Annotated in this window: 17 protein-coding genes; 8 read left to right on the top strand and 9 right to left on the bottom strand. The window is 53.9% G+C overall.

Translation table 11 applies throughout. From position 1 onward, the window contains the following. The first annotated feature begins 126 nt into the window (after positions 1 to 126). The 3 genes from lpxA to Q4G72_RS10430 all read left to right on the top strand — a co-directional run bounded on the left by lpxA (position 127) and on the right by Q4G72_RS10430 (position 2,091). Entirely contained in the window at positions 127 to 924 is a 798-nt protein-coding gene (gene lpxA, locus Q4G72_RS10440; RefSeq protein WP_303311369.1) for an acyl-ACP--UDP-N-acetylglucosamine O-acyltransferase, read from the top strand. Beyond that, the gene (locus Q4G72_RS10435; RefSeq protein WP_303311368.1) at positions 914 to 1,546 is read left to right on the top strand and encodes an ABC transporter ATP-binding protein; all 633 of its coding nucleotides are present in this window, start codon (positions 914 to 916) and stop codon (positions 1,544 to 1,546) included. Before lpxA ends, Q4G72_RS10435 begins: the two co-directional genes overlap by 11 nt. 182 nt (positions 1,547 to 1,728) lie before the next feature. Next, complete coding sequence (locus Q4G72_RS10430; protein ID WP_303311367.1) at positions 1,729 to 2,091, top strand: hypothetical protein; 363 nt, start codon at positions 1,729 to 1,731, stop codon at positions 2,089 to 2,091. 124 nt (positions 2,092 to 2,215) lie between these two features. On the opposite strand, the gene Q4G72_RS10425 is transcribed toward Q4G72_RS10430, so the two are convergent. Next, a complete protein-coding gene (locus Q4G72_RS10425; RefSeq protein ID WP_303311366.1) occupies positions 2,216 to 2,980 on the bottom strand; it encodes a DUF4197 domain-containing protein in 765 nt (254 codons plus the stop codon). Positions 2,981 to 3,078: 98 nt separating this feature from the next. Here Q4G72_RS10425 and Q4G72_RS10420 point away from each other — a divergent pair, with 98 nt between their 5' ends. The 3 genes from Q4G72_RS10420 (at position 3,079) to Q4G72_RS10410 (ending at position 6,513) form a co-directional block, all read left to right on the top strand. After that, entirely contained in the window at positions 3,079 to 4,356 is a 1,278-nt protein-coding gene (locus Q4G72_RS10420) for a competence/damage-inducible protein A (RefSeq protein ID WP_303311365.1), read from the top strand. Positions 4,357 to 4,546: 190 nt separating this feature from the next. Continuing rightward, positions 4,547 to 5,926: a dihydrolipoamide acetyltransferase family protein gene (locus Q4G72_RS10415; RefSeq protein ID WP_303311364.1), complete on the top strand. Its 1,380-nt coding sequence runs from the start codon at positions 4,547 to 4,549 to the stop codon at positions 5,924 to 5,926. 80 nt (positions 5,927 to 6,006) lie between these two features. Beyond that, a complete protein-coding gene (locus Q4G72_RS10410) occupies positions 6,007 to 6,513 on the top strand; it encodes a hypothetical protein (protein ID WP_303311363.1) in 507 nt (168 codons plus the stop codon). Positions 6,514 to 6,588: 75 nt separating this feature from the next. Here Q4G72_RS10410 and Q4G72_RS10405 read toward each other — a convergent pair whose 3' ends face one another. Together Q4G72_RS10405 and Q4G72_RS10400 are read right to left on the bottom strand one after the other, a co-directional pair. Next, on the bottom strand, positions 6,589 to 9,219 hold the full coding sequence (locus tag Q4G72_RS10405) for a valine--tRNA ligase (protein WP_303311362.1): 2,631 nt from the start codon (positions 9,217 to 9,219) through the stop codon (positions 6,589 to 6,591). A gap of 140 nt (positions 9,220 to 9,359) precedes the next feature. After that, positions 9,360 to 9,713, bottom strand: coding sequence for a 4Fe-4S dicluster domain-containing protein (locus Q4G72_RS10400; protein WP_303311774.1), 354 nt, complete (start codon positions 9,711 to 9,713; stop codon positions 9,360 to 9,362). A 141-nt stretch (positions 9,714 to 9,854) separates the two neighbouring features. On the opposite strand from Q4G72_RS10400, the gene Q4G72_RS10395 reads away from it, so the two are divergent. Next, complete coding sequence (locus tag Q4G72_RS10395) at positions 9,855 to 10,868, top strand: acyl-CoA reductase (protein ID WP_303311361.1); 1,014 nt, start codon at positions 9,855 to 9,857, stop codon at positions 10,866 to 10,868. Between the two features lie 125 nt (positions 10,869 to 10,993). Next, complete coding sequence (locus Q4G72_RS10390) at positions 10,994 to 11,293, top strand: hypothetical protein (protein ID WP_303311360.1); 300 nt, start codon at positions 10,994 to 10,996, stop codon at positions 11,291 to 11,293. A 146-nt stretch (positions 11,294 to 11,439) separates the two neighbouring features. Here the strand turns inward: Q4G72_RS10390 and Q4G72_RS10385 are convergent, their stop codons facing one another. The 6 genes from Q4G72_RS10385 to lolA1 form a co-directional block, all read right to left on the bottom strand. Next, positions 11,440 to 12,312, bottom strand: a complete 873-nt coding sequence (locus Q4G72_RS10385; RefSeq protein WP_303311359.1) for a nucleoside phosphorylase — start codon at positions 12,310 to 12,312, stop codon at positions 11,440 to 11,442. 175 nt (positions 12,313 to 12,487) lie between these two features. Beyond that, the gene (gene trhO, locus Q4G72_RS10380) at positions 12,488 to 13,444 is read right to left on the bottom strand and encodes an oxygen-dependent tRNA uridine(34) hydroxylase TrhO (protein ID WP_303311358.1); all 957 of its coding nucleotides are present in this window, start codon (positions 13,442 to 13,444) and stop codon (positions 12,488 to 12,490) included. Positions 13,445 to 13,535: 91 nt separating this feature from the next. Then, complete coding sequence (locus Q4G72_RS10375; protein WP_303311357.1) at positions 13,536 to 14,168, bottom strand: NeuD/PglB/VioB family sugar acetyltransferase; 633 nt, start codon at positions 14,166 to 14,168, stop codon at positions 13,536 to 13,538. 76 nt (positions 14,169 to 14,244) lie between these two features. Further along, entirely contained in the window at positions 14,245 to 15,408 is a 1,164-nt protein-coding gene (locus Q4G72_RS10370; RefSeq protein ID WP_303311356.1) for a hypothetical protein, read from the bottom strand. 104 nt (positions 15,409 to 15,512) lie between these two features. Further along, positions 15,513 to 16,820 (bottom strand): DUF2851 family protein, encoded by a 1,308-nt coding sequence (locus tag Q4G72_RS10365; RefSeq protein WP_303311355.1) that lies wholly within the window; start codon positions 16,818 to 16,820, stop codon positions 15,513 to 15,515. A gap of 137 nt (positions 16,821 to 16,957) precedes the next feature. Next, positions 16,958 to 17,602, bottom strand: coding sequence for an outer membrane lipoprotein periplasmic chaperone LolA1 (gene lolA1, locus Q4G72_RS10360; RefSeq protein ID WP_303311354.1), 645 nt, complete (start codon positions 17,600 to 17,602; stop codon positions 16,958 to 16,960). Between the last annotated feature and the right edge of the window lie 76 nt (positions 17,603 to 17,678).

The raw sequence follows: 17,678 nt of genomic DNA, 5'->3' as shown, positions 1-17,678 counted from the left end.
CTTTTCAATTCTGCATTCTGCCTAATGAATTATCACCGAAACCGTAAGCCCGGCAATCTGACTGAAGGCTTCTGTCGTTTCTGTAATTCATAGCCCAGAATTCATAATTCAGAATTCCCTCCCAGAATGAACCAGCCGCTCGCCTATATTCACCCCGAAGCGAAAATTGCCCAGAACGTGGTAGTGGAGCCCTTCACCACCATCGACAAGGACGTTGAGATTGGGGAAGGCACCTGGATTGGGCCCAACGTAACCATTATGGCCGGGGCCCGCATTGGCAAAAACTGCAAGATTTTCCCGGGCGCGGTAATTTCCGCCATTCCTCAGGATTTGAAGTTTGCAGGTGAACGTACTACGGCCCACATCGGCGACAATACCGTCATTCGGGAGTGCGTCACGGTAAACCGCGGCACCACCGACCGCCTCAAAACCGTGGTAGGGGCCAATTGCCTGTTGATGGCCTACGTGCACATTGCCCATGACTGTATCATTGGCAATCATTGCATTCTGGCCAATACGGTACAGGTTGCCGGCCACGTTGAAATTGGCGACTATGCCATTGTTGGTGGCTCCTCTGCTGTACATCAGTTTGTACGCGTGGGCCAGCATGCTATGGTATCGGGCGGCTCCTTGGTGCGAAAAGATGTACCACCATTTGTTAAAGTGGGCCGTGAGCCGCTGACTTACAGCGGCATCAACTCCATTGGCCTGCGCCGCCGGGGCTTCTCAGACCAGCAAATCAGCGAAATACAACAGTTCTACCGTCTGCTGTTTCTAAGCGGCCTGAACAATAACGATGCGCTGGAGAAGATTGAGCTGGAGCTGGCCCCCTCGCCAGAGCGGGATGAGGTGGTTAACTTCATCCGTAACTCGGGCCGTGGGGTAATCAAAGGGTATACGCGCGGCAATTCCAGTGCAGATTGAGGCCACTGGGCTGGGTAAGCGCTTTCACCGGGAGTGGATTTTTCGCGGCCTGACGCACCGCTTTGCGCCCGGTTCAGCAACGGCTATTCTGGGGCCCAATGGTGCCGGCAAGAGCACCCTGCTCAATACACTTTCCGGGCAGTTGCTTTCCTCAGAAGGCACCCTCACCTATACATTTCAGGGCCGAGTAATACCCGTAGAGGAACTCCCACCCTTGCTGGCGTATTGTGCGCCGTATCTGGAGCTGATTGAGGAGTTGACCCTGACCGAACTCTTACATTTTCATACCCGATTCAAGCCCCTCCGGCCGGGCACCACTGCTACCCGCCTGATTGAGCTGATGTACCTGGAGAAATCCAGGCACAAGCTGGTGCGCGACTTTTCTTCGGGAATGAAACAGCGGCTTAAGCTGGGCCTGGCACTGTATAGCCACGCGCCACTTCTGCTACTGGATGAGCCCACCACTAACCTGGACCGTACAGGCATAGCCTGGTATCAGGAGCACGTGCAGGCTACTTTGGACGGCCGCTTAGTGCTGGTGAGCTCTAATGTGCCGGAAGAGTATGCATTCTGTACCGAGCACCTCCAGATTACAGACTTCGGTACCCAGGGCGCCCGATAACACTAGCTATCCAGGAATTATTGACACTTCTTTTCCAGCGTGGGAACCAAGCTGCATGCCCAAAAGTTGTAGCCCTGTTTTTATGTTTTCCTTCGAACTGAAATCCGCTTAGTCCGTATCTTCGCAGCGGCAAGCGTCTTATTACACAGGCATCCTTTCACCCTTTATCGCCCTTACCGGCCATGAGACAATACGACGACCTCGACGGCGACTTCCTCGACGATGACGACGAGCTGGATACTTTTGCCAAAACTGGCGGCAGCAAAACCCGCGGCAATACGGAAGACCGCCTGTCGGCGAAGTATGCCGACTACCTGATGTGGCGTGACACCGGCTCCTCACACGACGAGGCGCTGGATTTGGCCAGCATGACAGAAGAAGAATACACCACCGCCGAAGCCGCCGAGGACCCGGATGGCAGCAGTGGCTTCTCCCGCTTCGGCGACGATGATGAAGACGATGATTTCAGCGACGACTTAGATGATACGGACAGTTACAGCAGCAGCCGCAAAAGCAAAGGCCGCTACGATGATGATGACTACTAGCCGTTGGTGCTCATTACCTGCTTTCCATTAACTCCTATAAAACAATCAAAAGGCCCGCCTTCCAGTACGGAAGGCGGGCCTTTTGATTGTTGCTACTTACTGACCTACCATCTTTTCTTGAAGGCTACTTGCGGCCAAATACGCGCTTCAGCAGCTCGGTGGTACGAGCTACCGGGTTTTCCCGTATGTTGGCTTCTTCCTGCGCAATGAGCGTGAACAGACCATCAATGGCTTTGCCCGTGGCGTATTGGTTCAGGTCCGTGTTCACGGGCTTCACAAACGGAATCTGATTGTAGCGCGTGGTCAGATCGGTGTAGTATCGGGTGGCGCTTACTTTGTCCAACGACTGCTGGATAATGGGCTGGAAAGCCGTGGTAAGCTGCTCAGAGGTAGTGCGCTTCAGGTACTGGGTAGCCGCGTCTTTCTGGCCCGTCAGGATGCCCCAAACATCTTTAAATGTGAGGCTTTTGATGGCCGAAATAAAGATGGGTTTAGCGCTCTTGGCAGCATCTTCGGCTCCTCGGTTCAGAGAAAGCTCAAACTTATCTACCTCTGAGCCTAGCCCAATGCGCCGCAGCGTAGTGGCTACGCGCTGGGCATCAGGCGGAAAAGGAATGCGAATAAGGCGGTTCAGATAAAACCCGTCGGTCTGGGAGGCTTGATCGGCCCCCTTGCTGATGCCCTGCACCAGCGCCTCCTGCAGGCCTTTGGCAGCCTCGGCTTGCGTAACGCTGCCGCTGCTGGTCTGGGAAGTAGTTTTAGACTTGGTTTTAACTTTCGAAGCAGAACCCAGTATACGGCCCAGGTCCGAAATTTTAATCTGGGCGGAAGCGGCTACATTCACCCCAAAGAAAAGGGCCAGCAGCAGTGAATAGTGAATCTTTTTCATAACTCGAAGCAGCAACGGTTGGTTAGGTGCCCGGAAGGACGCTTTTGCCTTTTGGCACAAACCGGACCAAATTTCAGAAAAAATACTCCCACTCCCCCATGATGCACCAAGTACCTAATGCCGAAATCATTACAATTGGCGACGAGCTGTTATATGGTCAGGTTATCGATACGAACTCGGCCTTTATGGGGCAGGAATTAGGAAAGCTAGGCATACGCGTGCGGCAGATTTCCAGTGTATCAGACCGGGCCGAAGAAATTGTGCAAGCCCTGGATGCTGCCCGGCAACGGGCCACTTTGGTGCTGATAACCGGCGGCTTAGGTCCTACTAAAGACGACCTGACCAAACACATTCTCACCGACTATTTTGGCACCGAGCTGGTTCTGCACGAGCCTTCCCTACGAGACGTGGAAGCCATTTTTGCCCGTTACAACCGCCCTATGTTAGAGGTGAACCGCCAGCAGGCCTTCCTGCCCGCCAGCTGCACGCCTATTCGCAATACTATGGGCACAGCCCCAGGCATGTGGTTTGAGGACCGCGGCGTGGTATTCGTTTCCATGCCCGGGGTGCCGTTTGAGATGAAGCGCATGATGACCGACATTGTGCTACCCAGATTAAAGGAGCATTTCCATACACCCGCCATTGAGCACGTGGTCATTCAGACGGTGGGCTTGGGCGAGTCATTTCTGGCGCAGCGAATTGAGGATTGGGAAGAGGCACTTCCAGCTAACATTCGCCTGGCATACCTGCCCAATATAGGAGGCGTACGCCTGCGCCTTACCGGCACCGACGACGGCCAGCCTAACCTGCGGGAACGGATGCGGGCCCTCCTACCAGCTCTGCGGGAGAAGCTGGGTCAACACATTTTTGCCGAGGGCGAGGTAACATTGGAAGAGGCTATTGGCGAGCTGCTACGCGAAAGAGGCCTCACCGTGGGCACAGCCGAAAGCTGCACTGGTGGCTATGTAGCCCACCGCCTGACCAGCGTACCCGGCAGTTCCGCCTATTTCAAAGGAAGCATCATTGCTTATGATAATACCATAAAGATCAAAGAATTACACGTAAGCAATGAAAGCTTAACTGCATATGGAGCTGTGAGTGAAACCGTAGTACGGGAAATGGCCGAAGGGCTGCGCCAGCATCTGAATGTGGATGTAGCCATAGCTACCAGCGGTATAGCCGGCCCCAACGGCGGCACGCCCGAAAAGCCGGTGGGCACTATCTGGATTGCTTATGCGGATGCGCACCGTACCGTAAGCCGACAGCTAAGTTTTAACCGCGGCCGCCAGCTCAATATTGAATACACTACTACTGCCCTGCTGGATATGCTGCGCACCAACCTGGCCCCTGTTACATCGGCGGTATCTTCGAGTTAATCCGGCGCTAAGCCAGCACTTTTCAGAGAAGGTATTTAACCACCGGCGAATCTTCGCACGCAGTCCTTCTTCCTGACCCGGCAAAAAGCCTACCTTTGCCACGATTTTTGGGCACCCACCCGATACCTGCCCAGGCAATCAAATAGTTTCCTGACCCCAACCCCCAACAACCCAAATTCCCAAAATACGCATGGCACGAGTGGAAATGGTGATGCCCAAGATGGGCGAAAGCATTATGGAAGGCACCGTCCTGAAATGGCTCAAACAGGTAGGCGACACCATTGAGCAGGACGAATCGGTGCTGGAAGTAGCTACGGATAAAGTAGATACCGAAGTACCAGCCATTTACGCCGGCGTGTTGCAGGAAATTTTGGTTCAGGAAGGCCAGGTAGTTGCCGTAGGCGCCCCCATTGCCATTCTGGAAACGGATGCAGCCAGCGCAGGGGCTTTGGCTCCGGTTGCTGCCGCCGCCACGCCCGCACATGCCATCAATGGGGCTGCTGTACCCGCTGCCGTTCCCTATTTACCAGAGCCTTTTGACCCTCAGGCCGACCAGCGCCTGAGCGTAGCGCACCCCGGCCGCTTCTACTCGCCACTGGTGCTCAGCATTGCCCGCGAAGAAGGCATTTCCATGGCTGACTTGGAATATATTCCGGGTACCGGCAAGGAAAACCGCGTGACAAAAAAGGATATTCTGGATTATGTAGCCTCGGGCAAGAAGCCCGCGCCGCCGCAAGAAGCCCCCGCACCGGCCGCACAGCCAGCAGCTCAGACACCGACAGCTCCCCAACCCGCTGCGGAACCTGCCAAAGCAGCAGCTCCGGCTGTTGCTGCATCCAAGCCTGTACCCTCCGTGAGCGGCGGTCAGGAGTTGATTGAAATGGACCGCATGCGCAAGATGATTGCGCAGCGCATGGTGGACTCCAAGCGTATTTCGCCCCACGTTACTTCGTTTGTGGAAGCTGACGTGACGGAGCTGGTGAACTGGCGAAACAAGCACAAGGATGCGTACAAGAAGCGCGAAGGCGAGAATCTCACCTTCACGCCCATCTTCATCCAGGCCGTGGCTCGTGCTATTCAGGACTTCCCCATGATTAACGTTTCTATTGATGGCGACTACATCATCAAGAAGCGCGACATCAACATTGGCGTTGCCGTAGCATTGCCTTCCGGTAACCTCATTGTGCCCGTGATTCATAACGCTGACCAGTTGAACCTGAACGGCCTTAGCAAAAAGGTAAACGACTTGGCTAACCGGGCCCGCGCCAACAAGCTGAAGCCTGAAGATCTGGAAGGTGGCACCTACACGCTGAGCAACGTGGGCTCCTTCGGCAATGTGATGGGCACACCTATCATCATGCAGCCGCAGGTGGCTATTATGGCCGTAGGGGCCATTAAGAAAAAGCCCGCTGTAATTGAGACACCGCAGGGCGACCTGATTGGCGTGCGCCACTTCATGTTCCTCTCGCACAGCTACGACCACCGCGTAGTAGACGGTTCCCTGGGCGGTATGTTCGTGCGCAAAGTAGCCGATTACCTGGAGCAGTTTGACCCGAATACGGCTATCTAATTTCCTTGCGTTTCCGGACGTGTCATTAATAAAGAAGCCCGTCAACTTGATGGGCTTTTCTTTTTAACTTTCAACAGCTTATGAAAAGTATCTTGTCGGTTTTCGCCTTGGTAATATCCCTCGGGCTCATCGGATTTTTGTATTACCAGACCACTCAACTTGAGCAAGCACTACAGCTGGCGGACAAGCGGTTTGCCGACTGCCAGCAGGTGAATTTCCAGCTGCAAATGAAAGCCAACGGCAACCCCAAGCCCGACGCCACCCCGGCGAAAGAAGCAAAGGAAACTACAGCCACAGAACCCCACGACTTATTGACTACGGCCCAACTGAGCCGCTTGGTGAGCCGTGGCCTGGGTAACCCGGGCACTATGTTACGTACCAGCCTGCAGCGCCAGCAGCAGCGCCTGTTGCCTGCCGAAGGCAAGGTGGGTGGCACCATGAAAATTCGGGATATAAGCGTGCTAAGCGACCATTATGCCCTGGCATCTTTCGACGATGGCCACAGCGCCGGCCAGATGCTGTTGCGCTACGAGGCCAAAGGCCCCCAACAGATTTCCTGGCAGCGCGTAGACTACGTGCTGGAATAGCCTCTTTGGAAAACCAAAAAAGCCCCGACTGCAAACGCAGTCGGGGCTTTTTCTTGGCGGTGAAGTATCGGATCTTTACAGCGCTGCCAGGCTTTGCTCCAGCGCGGTAATTTTCGCTTCAGCATCTGCCAGCTTCTGCCGCTCCCGCTCTACCAAGTCGGCCTTGGCGTTCTGCACAAATTTCTCGTTACCGAGCTTTTTCTGCACCGAGTCCCGGAAGCCCTGCGCGTATTCTAGCTCTTTAGCTAAACGCTCCTTTTCTGCCCCCAGATCAATCTGACCTTCCAGGGGCACAAAGAACTCCACCCCACCGGACACGAAGCCCACTGCGGCCGCCGGAGCAGCCTCTACAAAGCTGATGTCACTGAGGGCACCCAGCTTGCGGATGATGGCGTCGTAGCTCTGCAGAAGCGCTACGTCGTCGGTTTTGGCGGCCAGCGTGAGGGGCTTATTGGGGCCGAGGCCTTTCTGATTCCGAATGTTGCGGATTCCGGCTACGATGTCCAGGGCCTTCTCCATGCGGGCAATTACCTCGGGGCTGCCGGCTACGGGCTGCTGCTTGGGCCAGGGCGCTACGCAGAGGTAGTCCTTAGGGCCGCGCTCGGCCAGCTCGTGCCAAATTTCCTCCGTGATGAAGGGCATGAACGGGTGCAGCAGCTTCAGCAGGGTTTCCAGGAAGCTGTTGGTGTGGCGTAGCGTTTCGGCATCAATGGGCGCCAGGTACGCGGGCTTAATCATCTCCAGGTACACGGAGCAGAAGTCGTCCCATACCAGCTTGTACACCGTCATCAGCGAGTCGCTCATCCGGAACTTCTCGAAGTGCTCGTCCATCTCGGCCAGAGAGGTCTGCAGCTTGGCCGAGAACCACTCTACGGCTTTGGCATTGACGAAGGGCAGCGCGGCATCTACCTCCCAGCCCTTGGTGAGGCGGAAGGCGTTCCAGAGCTTATTGGTGAAGTTACGGCCCTGCTCTACCAGCTTGATATCGAACAGCAGATCGTTGCCAGCCGGCGAGGAAAACAGCATGCCCGTGCGCACGCCATCGGCGCCGTACTGGGCAATGAGGTCCAGCGGATCAGGTGAGTTACCGAGGCTCTTGCTCATCTTGCGGCCCTGCGCGTCGCGCACAATGCCGGTGAGGTACACGTTGCGGAACGGCACTTCCTTGCGGTATTCCAGCCCGGCCATGATCATGCGCGCCACCCAGAAAAACAGGATTTCGGGGGCGGTTACCAGGTCATCAGTAGGGTAGAAATAGTTGATGTCGGCGTTGTCGGGGTCCTTAAAGCCATCGAACACCGAAATGGGCCAGAGCCAGGAGGAGAACCAGGTATCCAGCACGTCTTCATCCTGGCGCAGGTCGGCGGCCGTGAGGTCCTGGTTGCCGCTTTGTACGCGGGCCAGCTGCACGGCTTCCTCCTCGTTTAGGGCTACCACGAAGGTGCCATCAGGCAGATAGTAAGCCGGAATGCGCTGGCCCCACCACAGCTGACGGGAGATGCACCAGTCGCGCACGTTCTCCATCCACACCCGGTACATGTTCTTGAACTTGGGCGGGTGCAGCTTGATTTCGTCGTTCTCTACGACTTCCAGGGCCTTTTTTGCCATCTGGTCCATCTTGCAGAACCACTGCAAGCTCAGGCGCGGCTCAATAACCGCCCCGGTGCGCTCAGAGGTTTGCAGCACGCTGGCATACTCCTCTACCTTGTCCAGCTGGCCGGCATCTTCCAGGTCTTTTACGATGTTGCGGCGGGCAGCAAAACGGTCCTGCCCTACGTACAGCTGTGCCTTTTCATTCAGCGAGCCATCGTTGTTCAGGATATCGATAACGGGCAGGTTGTGCTTGAGGCCTAGCTCGTAGTCGTTCAAATCGTGCGCGGGCGTTACTTTCAACGCGCCAGTACCAAACTCTATGGTTACGTACTCATCCAGAATCACCGGAATTTCGCGGCCCAGCAGCGGAATGCGCACTTTGGCGCCGTGCAGGTGGGTATAGCGAGGGTCGTGGGGGTTTACGGCCACGGCTACGTCGGCCATAATGGTTTCCGGGCGCGAAGTAGCTACCGTCAGGAACTGGCCCGGATGCCCTACTACCTCATATTTGAGGTGGTACATCTTGGCCATGGTGTCCTTCGGAATTACTTCCTCGTCGCTCAAAGCCGTGCCGCCCATGGGGTCCCAGTTCACCATGCGGATGCCGCGGTAAATCTGGCCCTTGCGGTACAAGTCCACGAATACGCGCAGTACGGCCTCGGTCAGTTCGGGCTCCATGGTGAAGCGCGTTCGGTCCCAGTCGCAGCTGGCGCCCAGCTTTTTCAGCTGCTCCAGAATAATACCGCCGTACTTTTCTTTCCAGTCCCAGGCGTGCGTGAGAAATTCTTCGCGGCTGAGGTCTTTCTTATCAATGCCTTTCTCCTTTAGCAGCGCTACTACCTTGGCTTCCGTAGCAATAGAGGCGTGGTCGGTGCCAGGCACCCAGCACGCTTCCTTGCCCTGCATGCGCGCCCGGCGCACCAGCACATCCTGAATGGTATTGTTCAGCATGTGGCCCATATGCAGCACACCCGTTACGTTAGGCGGCGGAATTACGACCGAGTAAGCGGGCTTGCGCGGGTTGGGCTTGGCTTTGAAGAAGCCCTGCTCCTGCCAGCGCTGGTACCATTTGGCTTCAACGTCGGCGGGGGTGTAGGTCTTGGCGATTGACATCAGCGGCGGGAAATCAGGTTTGAGGGGCAAAAGTAGGCATTTCGGGGCGGGGCCGGAAATACCGGAGTATGCGGAAGGGTATGGTATAAAAAAGCCTGCTCGGGCGGAGCAGGCTTTTCACTTCGGCTGATCAAAAAGGCTTAGCTCGCCTCAGCGTGCAGCCACTCTTTCTTTTTCAGCAAAGCTTCCTGCGTTTCGCGGTAGTCGGGGTCATCGACGCAGCAGTCTACGGGGCAGACGGCGGCGCACTGGGGCTCCTCGTGGAAGCCCACGCACTCCGTGCACTTGTCCGAGACGATGTAGTAGTACTCGTCGGACACGGGCGTTTGCGGGCTTGTGCCCGACACCGTTTCGCCGCCGTCCACGGTTACTTCTTTCAAAGCAGTGCCATCGGCCCAGCGCCACTGAGCACCGCCTTCGTAAATAGCGTTATTAGGACATTCCGGTTCGCAGGCACCACAGTTGATGCACTCGTCGGTTATCATGATGGCCATAGCCGTAGTATTTAGCGTTAGGTGGAGCGTGTATTTGATAAACATGCGCCCGCCGGCAACAGTTTGGCAGGCAAAAGTAGAAACTAACCGTTACTCTTGCGAGTTTTTTGCTGATTCCGCTTTTCTTCCCTTTTCGTCCCGATGACTCATTCCGAACGCCTCGCTGCCTTTGTAGCCCTGGGCCAGCGCCTGCAACAGCTTTCCGACGATGAAATTACCGGCCTGGCTGCGCGGGCACGCAACCAGAACGCCTGGTTTGATAAACCCAACGTAACTGCGGCTATAAACGGCATTGCCCGCCTTTTGGATGAAGAGCCCCTGCGCCACTGGGCTGCCCGCTACCCCCAGGAGCCCGAAACGCCGCGCAATATTGGCGTGGTCATGGCCGGCAATATACCGCTGGTAGGCTTTCATGATTTGCTGTGCGTTCTGCTCAGCGGCCACAAGCTCCTGGCCAAGCCCAGTAAGGAAGATACCGTGCTCATGCAATGGATAGCCGATGAGCTACTCAAACTGGAGCCGCGCTTTGCCGACAGTCTGCAGTTTATGGAGCGCTTAAACACGGCCGATGCCTTTATTGCCACCGGCTCCGACAACACGGCCCGCTACTTTGATTATTACTTCGGCAAGAAGCCTCACATTATCCGCCGCAACCGCACCAGTCTGGCCGTGCTCACGGGCCGGGAGTCAGTGCACGACCTGGGTATGCTGGGCGCTGATCTGTTCCGGTATTATGGCCTGGGCTGCCGCAACGTGAGCAAGCTGTATGTGCCCGTGGGGTATCAGTTCACGGATCTGCTTGATTCGCTGGAGCCCTGGAACCACGTGCTCAACCACCACAAATACCAGAATAACTACGACTACAACAAGAGCATTATGCTGGTCAACCGCGTGGCGCATTTTGACTCAGGCTTTCTGCTGGTGACAGAAAACCCGCAACTGGTCTCCCCTATTTCCGTGGTGCATTACCAGGCTTATCAGCATGAGGTAGATCTGGCCGACAAACTGACGGATGTGGCTACCCAAACGCAGTGCATTGTCTCAGCTGGGGGCTTGTATGCCGGCAGTTTCCCTTTCGGCCGCGCCCAGGAGCCGGCTGTTTCAGACTATGCCGATGGAGTAGACACAATGGCTTTCCTGGCAGAGATTATCTAAAAGGGCTAGCCAGCAGAAGTTTGCTGAGAAACTGAAGAGACAGTGCAAAACCATCCTACTACTTATTGCACTTTTCAAATTTAAATCGCATATTAACAGAGTCAAGTCCTAACCTTACCACACCGATGCTGACTCTTGAACAATCTTCTGAAACCATTGACAAAGAATCAGTTGATGGGCTCCGTTTTTCGCATGACGATGTGCTCTCACTTTCTGCTGACCGCCAATGGCGGATGCACGAAGCCGAGCGAGCTACTACCTTGGGCAACGGCTACCACGGCAAAGTAGATATCTACTTTCAAACGGCCGATGGCAGCGTAAAACGGGTATATACCACTGTTTGGGCAAACGATGCGGAATATCTTATTCTTAAATCGGGTGCCTCTATTCCGCTGCGCTCTGTGCTAGGTTTTGATTTTTATTAAACAACTTTTCACCGCCTGGCCAAGTCTATCCTAGCCCTTTGGTAGCTATTGTACAAAACAAAGCCTCGCCGTTTTCGCGGCGAGGCTTTGTTTTATCTGAATGATCATTCTGGAGCTGGATTTACCAAATTACTCCCCTCCTTTGCTTACAGACGGTCGAGGGTTTTAGCAATCAGGTCGTTGATGCTTTCTTCCGGGTTCGGTGAGAATTCGCCGGTAGCACGGTTAGCCACCATAGCATTCAGGGATACAATTTCGTGCCCCAGCATCCGCCCCAAGGCATAATAGCCAGCGGTTTCCATCTCAAAATTGGTCAGACGGAACTCACCCTCGGCGCTGTAGTGGCGGAAGCTCTGAAACTGCTCAATCAGATTCGGCAGGCGCAGATCCAGCCGCAAAACCCGGCCCTGCGGGCCATAAAAACCTGGGCAGGTAAGGGTATTGCCCACGAGCATACCGGCACCCAACTGCTCACGCAAAAGATCAGAGCCGCGCACACAATACGGGCGGTAGTCCAGTCCCAGCGCTTGCTGAATGCCTGTGGCCACTTCTACCTCCAGCCCAGTTTCTACTAAGGGATAAAACTGCATTAGGGAATCCAGGCCAACCCCATGCTCGGTTACCAGGTGTGAGCCCAGAGGCACATCCTCCTGCAACGCACCGCTGGTACCTACCCGGACGATACGCAGTGCTATGCGCTCCTCCAACGGCCGGGCTTCCCGCGTAACGAAATCAATGTTTACCAATGCATCCAGCTCGTTGAGCAGAATATCAATGTTATCGGTGCCCATGCCGGTAGAAATAACCGTAATGCGCTTGCCCCTGTAATTGCCCACGTGCGTCACGAACTCCCGCTTTTGAATCATCGTCTCGATGGAATCAAAATGCTGACTAACCAGTGCTACTCGCTCCGGGTCGCCGACGGTGATAATAGTATCCGATAAATGATCGGGCAGCAGATTCAGGTGGTAGATACTGCCATCACGGTTTAGGATCAGCTCGGAAGCGGGAATGGGCATGGGTGAATTGGGAAAGTGTAAGGAAAGGGAAAGCAGCTCTTCAATCCAGAGTTATAGCAAACCGGGATGGACTTTCAAGCGGGGATAAGGTACAGGAACTGAAAAATAAATCCTGAGCCAGCACAGGAAAATACGTTCAAGGCAGGCTCAGGATGCCGGAATATCCGGAAAAATACTAACTCAGTGCGGGCGGGCGATACGAAAGCAGGCCCTGTTCGGGACTATAATGATTACTGTTTTTGGGGTAAGCCCCGGTACCATCATAGGGACGTTTTTCAGGATGCTGCTGGCAGATTTGGGAGCAGGCACCATCCAGTTGCTGACCGCAGGCCTCACACATGGCTACGTGCAGGTTGCAGTGCGGGTTGGCGCAGTTAATCATGCGCCCAGAGGGGGTATGACAATGGTGGCACTCCGAAATTAAAGTGGGATTTACGTGGTTCACGTCCACTGCTACCCGGCCATCGAAGACGTAGCATTTGCCGTCGAAATCCTCGCCGCCAGCTTCCAAACCATATTTAATGATGCCGCCGTGCAGCTGGTACACATTTTCAAACCCCTGATCGAGAAGAAACGCGCTGGCTTTTTCGCATTTGATTCCGCCGGTGCAATACGTTAAAATCTTTTTACCTCGGTATTGCTCCAGTTCCTGGACTTTTTCCGGAAACTCCCGAAAGTTTTCGATATCGAGGGTTACGGCATTTCTAAAGCGGCCCAGTTGGTGCTCGTAATCGGAGCGCACGTCCAGTACCACCACATCATCCTGATCCTTCAAGTCGCGGAACTCGGTGGGGGATAAATGGACACCGGTGCGCTCGTAGGGTTTGATATGCGGCAGGCCGACATTCACAATTTCCGGCTTCACGCGTACGTGCAGCTTCTGAAACGTATGGGACGGGGCAGGTTCTACTTTGAACTCTAGCGCAGCAAACCGCGCATCGGCTTTCACCACCCGCATATATTCCTCACAGTCAGCTATGGTACCGGATACAGTGCCATTTAGCCCTTCAGCAGCCACAATAATACGGCCGCGCAGGTTCAGGCTCAGGCACAGGCGGTGGTGCTCCTCCCGAAACTGCTCCGGATTTTCAATAGGCGTATAGCAGTAGTACAGCAGCACGCGGTAGTCCATTCTATTTGTAATTTATGAATGATGAATACTGGATGTTGAACTGACGCTCATATCATTTTTTGCTCCAGCCCTCATAATTCCGCATTAGGCATTACACTTTTTGGGCCGGATTGCCGAAGACGGTTTGACCAGCCGCCACATCGGCAACCACAACTGAGCCAGCGCCAACGCGGGCTTTGGCACCAATTTTAACCCCTGCTACCACTACAGCCCCGGCGCCAATAAAAGCATTATCACCTACTTCTACTTCCGCATTCAAAATGGCTCCAGCTCCTAGCTGTACATAATCTCCAAGCTGAGCTTTTACCTCTACAACAGCATTCGCCCCAATAATGCAGCCATCTCCCACCTTTGTCCGGCTCGTAATGACAGCATTGGGGCCTACCAGAATCCCATGGCCTAACCAGGCAAATTCTGATACGCTGGCCCGGGCATGAATGGCATTCACACTGGCTACACTATACTCAGTTTGAAGCATGCTGGTAAGACTACGCCGACTGGCAGTGTCCTCGGTAGCCACAAACACCTCACACTTTTTACCCAGCAGCTTTAGTAACTCCGGGTCCTGCGTATTGCCCATGACGGGTACGTCGTTCAACTCGGTGTTTTGCAATTTGGCATCGTCATCGAGCAGGCAATAAACTACAACGTCATTGCTGAGGAATGCGTCGAGTGCAGCAGTACCTATGAGTTGGGCACCAAGAATAATTACGGGATTTTCCATGTGGAGCAAACGGCCGGGAGCTGGCCGCCGATAGATCTAAACCACAAAGATACTTTCCTTTTAGCCACCTGCCAAGCTAGCGCAACCAACGCGGAAAATGCAGCCAGCGGGCTACGTAGTCATTTTGCAGCAGCAACAGCAGTAGGAATGGTAAAAATGCAACCCTATAGCGACTAAGGGTACCCAAGTTGGGAGTAGACAGGCCTATTAAGGCAGCAATCATGAAACAGTAGAAGCTGAAGGCAAGCACCACTGTGAAGGGCAGCTTACCTGCTTTGCCGTGTAAAATGCCCCATACGACTAGTAGCAGAAGAACTATAATCCCCACATTCTCAATACTACTTACTACATATTTCAATTCTTTTTCTTCCCCGGGCAATGGACGCACTACGGTATTTAGAGCTGCTAATGGTGCGTAGCGCCCAATGCTACTGATAGTGGGCTTTAAATGGGTATAACGCAAATGGGGCTTGCCTTCTGAGCGTTCTGCTAACTTATTGTAGTTGTTGATCAGCTGGCTGGTAAATTTATTAGCCCGAAAAACCGGGCTCACTTCTCCAGCGCTCCAGGCCGCCCCAAAAAACAGGGCCAGCAGCAGGCTTACTTGTACCCAGCGAGGCAGCACCATTTTCATTTGCTGTAATGCCCGGATCAAACCCAGAAAGGCTAGGGCTATTAGCATAAATACGGCAAAGAAGAACCGCATTTTGAAGGATAGCCAGACTAGTAGCACTCCTACAATAACTGTGTACCACCGTACCGGCCCTTTGCCATAGCACACCTGAAGCACAAGGGCTGCCAGCCAGGCAAGGCCTCCTAATAGGACACTCTCCTTGGTAATTCCCGCCGACCAGAACACAACACTAGGACAGGCCAGCATAGCAAGCGGAGCAGCTAGCGGGGTAGTGGCCGGAAATAGCTGCCCTACAACTTTGGCCAACTGCCAACAGCCAATAAAGCTGAATATGGATAGATACCCTGCATTCATCCACACGCTGCCGTCGGTCATCAAATTGAGAACTGAAAGCAGTTTGATAAAGAAAAACGTATTGGAAAAGCCGTGAAAAACCAGCTCATTTTCCTGAAAGCGAAAACTATCGGAACCCAGCGTTTCCAACCAAGCCCGGGGGTCGGCCCATGCCTGCAGCGTCATTTGCGCAGCCCATTCCTGGAAATAGGCAGCATCGGCAGAAAGATGGTAGACGGAGAACATGCCCGCTACCAGCTTCAGGATCAGCATTGGCCACAGCAACCGACCTAGACGGCTTTCTTGCTGCTGGATGCGAAGCCACCTAATTAAGATAGTTAATACCCCTGCATTGAGCAGAATAGCCAACACTACTTTCACTTCAAAACGGAGTTATGACGCAGAATGCGGCTGCCAATGGCACACTCTACGCATCGCCGGGGTTGGCAGTAAGCAGAAGACAGCATCAGAAGGCCTTGGGAGTCGGCGGCAGTGCGGTGGGTAAAGGGCAAACCATCATAGATAGCCAGAATGTGATTCTGCTCGGCGGGGAGTTCGGTCAGCAAGTGCAGCGCGGCTTCGACCTGCTCTGTCTGCCCGATGGAGCGAGCATACGCTACACGCAGGGGGACTACTACATTTGTGATCAGCAAATGGATGCTGCTATATCCCAGTATTGGCACTTTCCCGGCACGCCCTGGTCGATAATGTGTGCGCCAGTACTCGGAACTACGCGTACTGAAAAACTGCTCCAGTGCGGCCACATTCTGCGCCGAAAGCAGTGCATCAAATAATAAAGGACGAGCATGCAACAAAGCCGCTAATTGCGCCAGGCGCACCGTGGGAAAATTGGCCGGACGCATGCGTAGAAAGTTCCACTCATGCTCTTGTAGTGCCGTTTCCGCTAAGGTGTATTTGTGCCGCAGAAATTCATATTCCCTGCGTAAAGTCTGCACGTAGTCGTCTTCTAATATTCCAGATTGCTCTCCGGAAGTTGAGAGGAATCCCGCTTGCCCAAACAACAAAGCTTCGGTTTGCAGTAGATTTCCCCGGTGGCGGCGTAGAATGCGCAGCGGCAAAACTTTAGCCAACCGTGCTAACTGTTCTGAGTTTTTTCGGAATCCGAATCCGGCAGCCAATACGTGCCAGGCAGTAGCTTCCCAGTCGTTATCCAATTGCTGATGCAACTGCTGTACTGTATCGGCTTTGCGCTCCATGCGTTCCAGCAAGGTTCGCTCGACCATGGATATGCGCGTGATGTCCGGAATCTGGGATAAAAAGGGCGCGCAGGGCAGCGCTATGGGTGGAGTTGCCTGAAGCTGCTGGTAAGTATGGAGCAGTTCCTGCGGAATTCGGGACGCAAGGGCAAGGGTTGGAATGGGCGTACCATCAGTGCGGAGCACGGGCTTATCAGCAATAAGCACTACGTGTAGAATTACCTGGTCGTAGCGCGCATCAGTCTGATGCTGGTGGCGGTGCCAGTCGGAGGCTCGGATATGAATTTCGACTGCGCCATTCCACTCTACTTCCCCCAACTGCAGACGAGCGTTCAAAAAATCCGGGCCAGCCTCCTTGTTATGAAAACCGGGACGTAGGACAGTTACCTCTTCGCCGGTTTCAGTAAGCAGCGCTTGCTTATCGAAATACTGCTGCTGCCAGACGTAATGGAGAAAATCTTCCCGCATAGAAATTGCCACGCTACCAATACACAAAGAATGGAAATATAAACTTCTAACTACCTCATGTTCTAAGTAAAAACCAAACCGGCCCGCCTCCATAGAACTGGAAGCGGGCCGGTTAATGATAGATTATTAGCGTGTGCCTAGCGCAGATCAATCACCTTCACGCCTTTGTACTTGGCTTTATCGAAGGTGAAAGTAGTAGCATCCATAGGCGGGTTGGGCTGGAATTTCTTGATGGTGAAGGTATAGCGGTTGCCATTCTTCTTGAACATCTTCCAGCTCTTCACCGAGCGGTCCTTTTTACTGACATTCAGACGCACTTTGTAAACCGAGTTGTTACGGTCTTCGGGCGACAATTCAATGACATCCACCAACTCACCATTATCCTTGGCCTCCTGTACGTAAGAGTACTTGTACCCTTTTTTGTAGAGTGTATAGATTTGGGAAGGAGAAATATCCTGATCCTCGGGGTCGTAGTCGGAGATGTTTACTTCATTCTCCGACTTCATGTAAGTCCACATCGTCTGTCCGTTGTTGATGACCTCCTGGCCATTCATTTTCAACCGGAATTTGGTGCCACTCACGGTAATGTCGCCGCTGAGGTTTTCTTTCACCTTCGCAGCCGGATTTTCGAGGGTTTGCGTGAAAGCCGCTTTAAAACCATTGAGGGCCTGGTATTTGGCGCTCATCTGGTCCAGAATTTTGCCGGCTTTCGGATCCTGCTGCGCGTAACCAATCTGTACGGCGGTAGCGGACAGGAGCAGCAGAGACAAGAATTTTTTCATTTAGAAGAGAGAAGATGTGAATTCAGAGCTAAGCAATAAGAACCAAGAACCGGGCCGAGAGTTTCCTTGCGAATCG

This window comes from Hymenobacter sp. BT730 (assembly GCF_030542105.1).
In the GTDB taxonomy this organism is placed as follows: domain Bacteria; phylum Bacteroidota; class Bacteroidia; order Cytophagales; family Hymenobacteraceae; genus Hymenobacter.
This window is presented reverse-complemented; position numbering and strand designations above follow the sequence as displayed.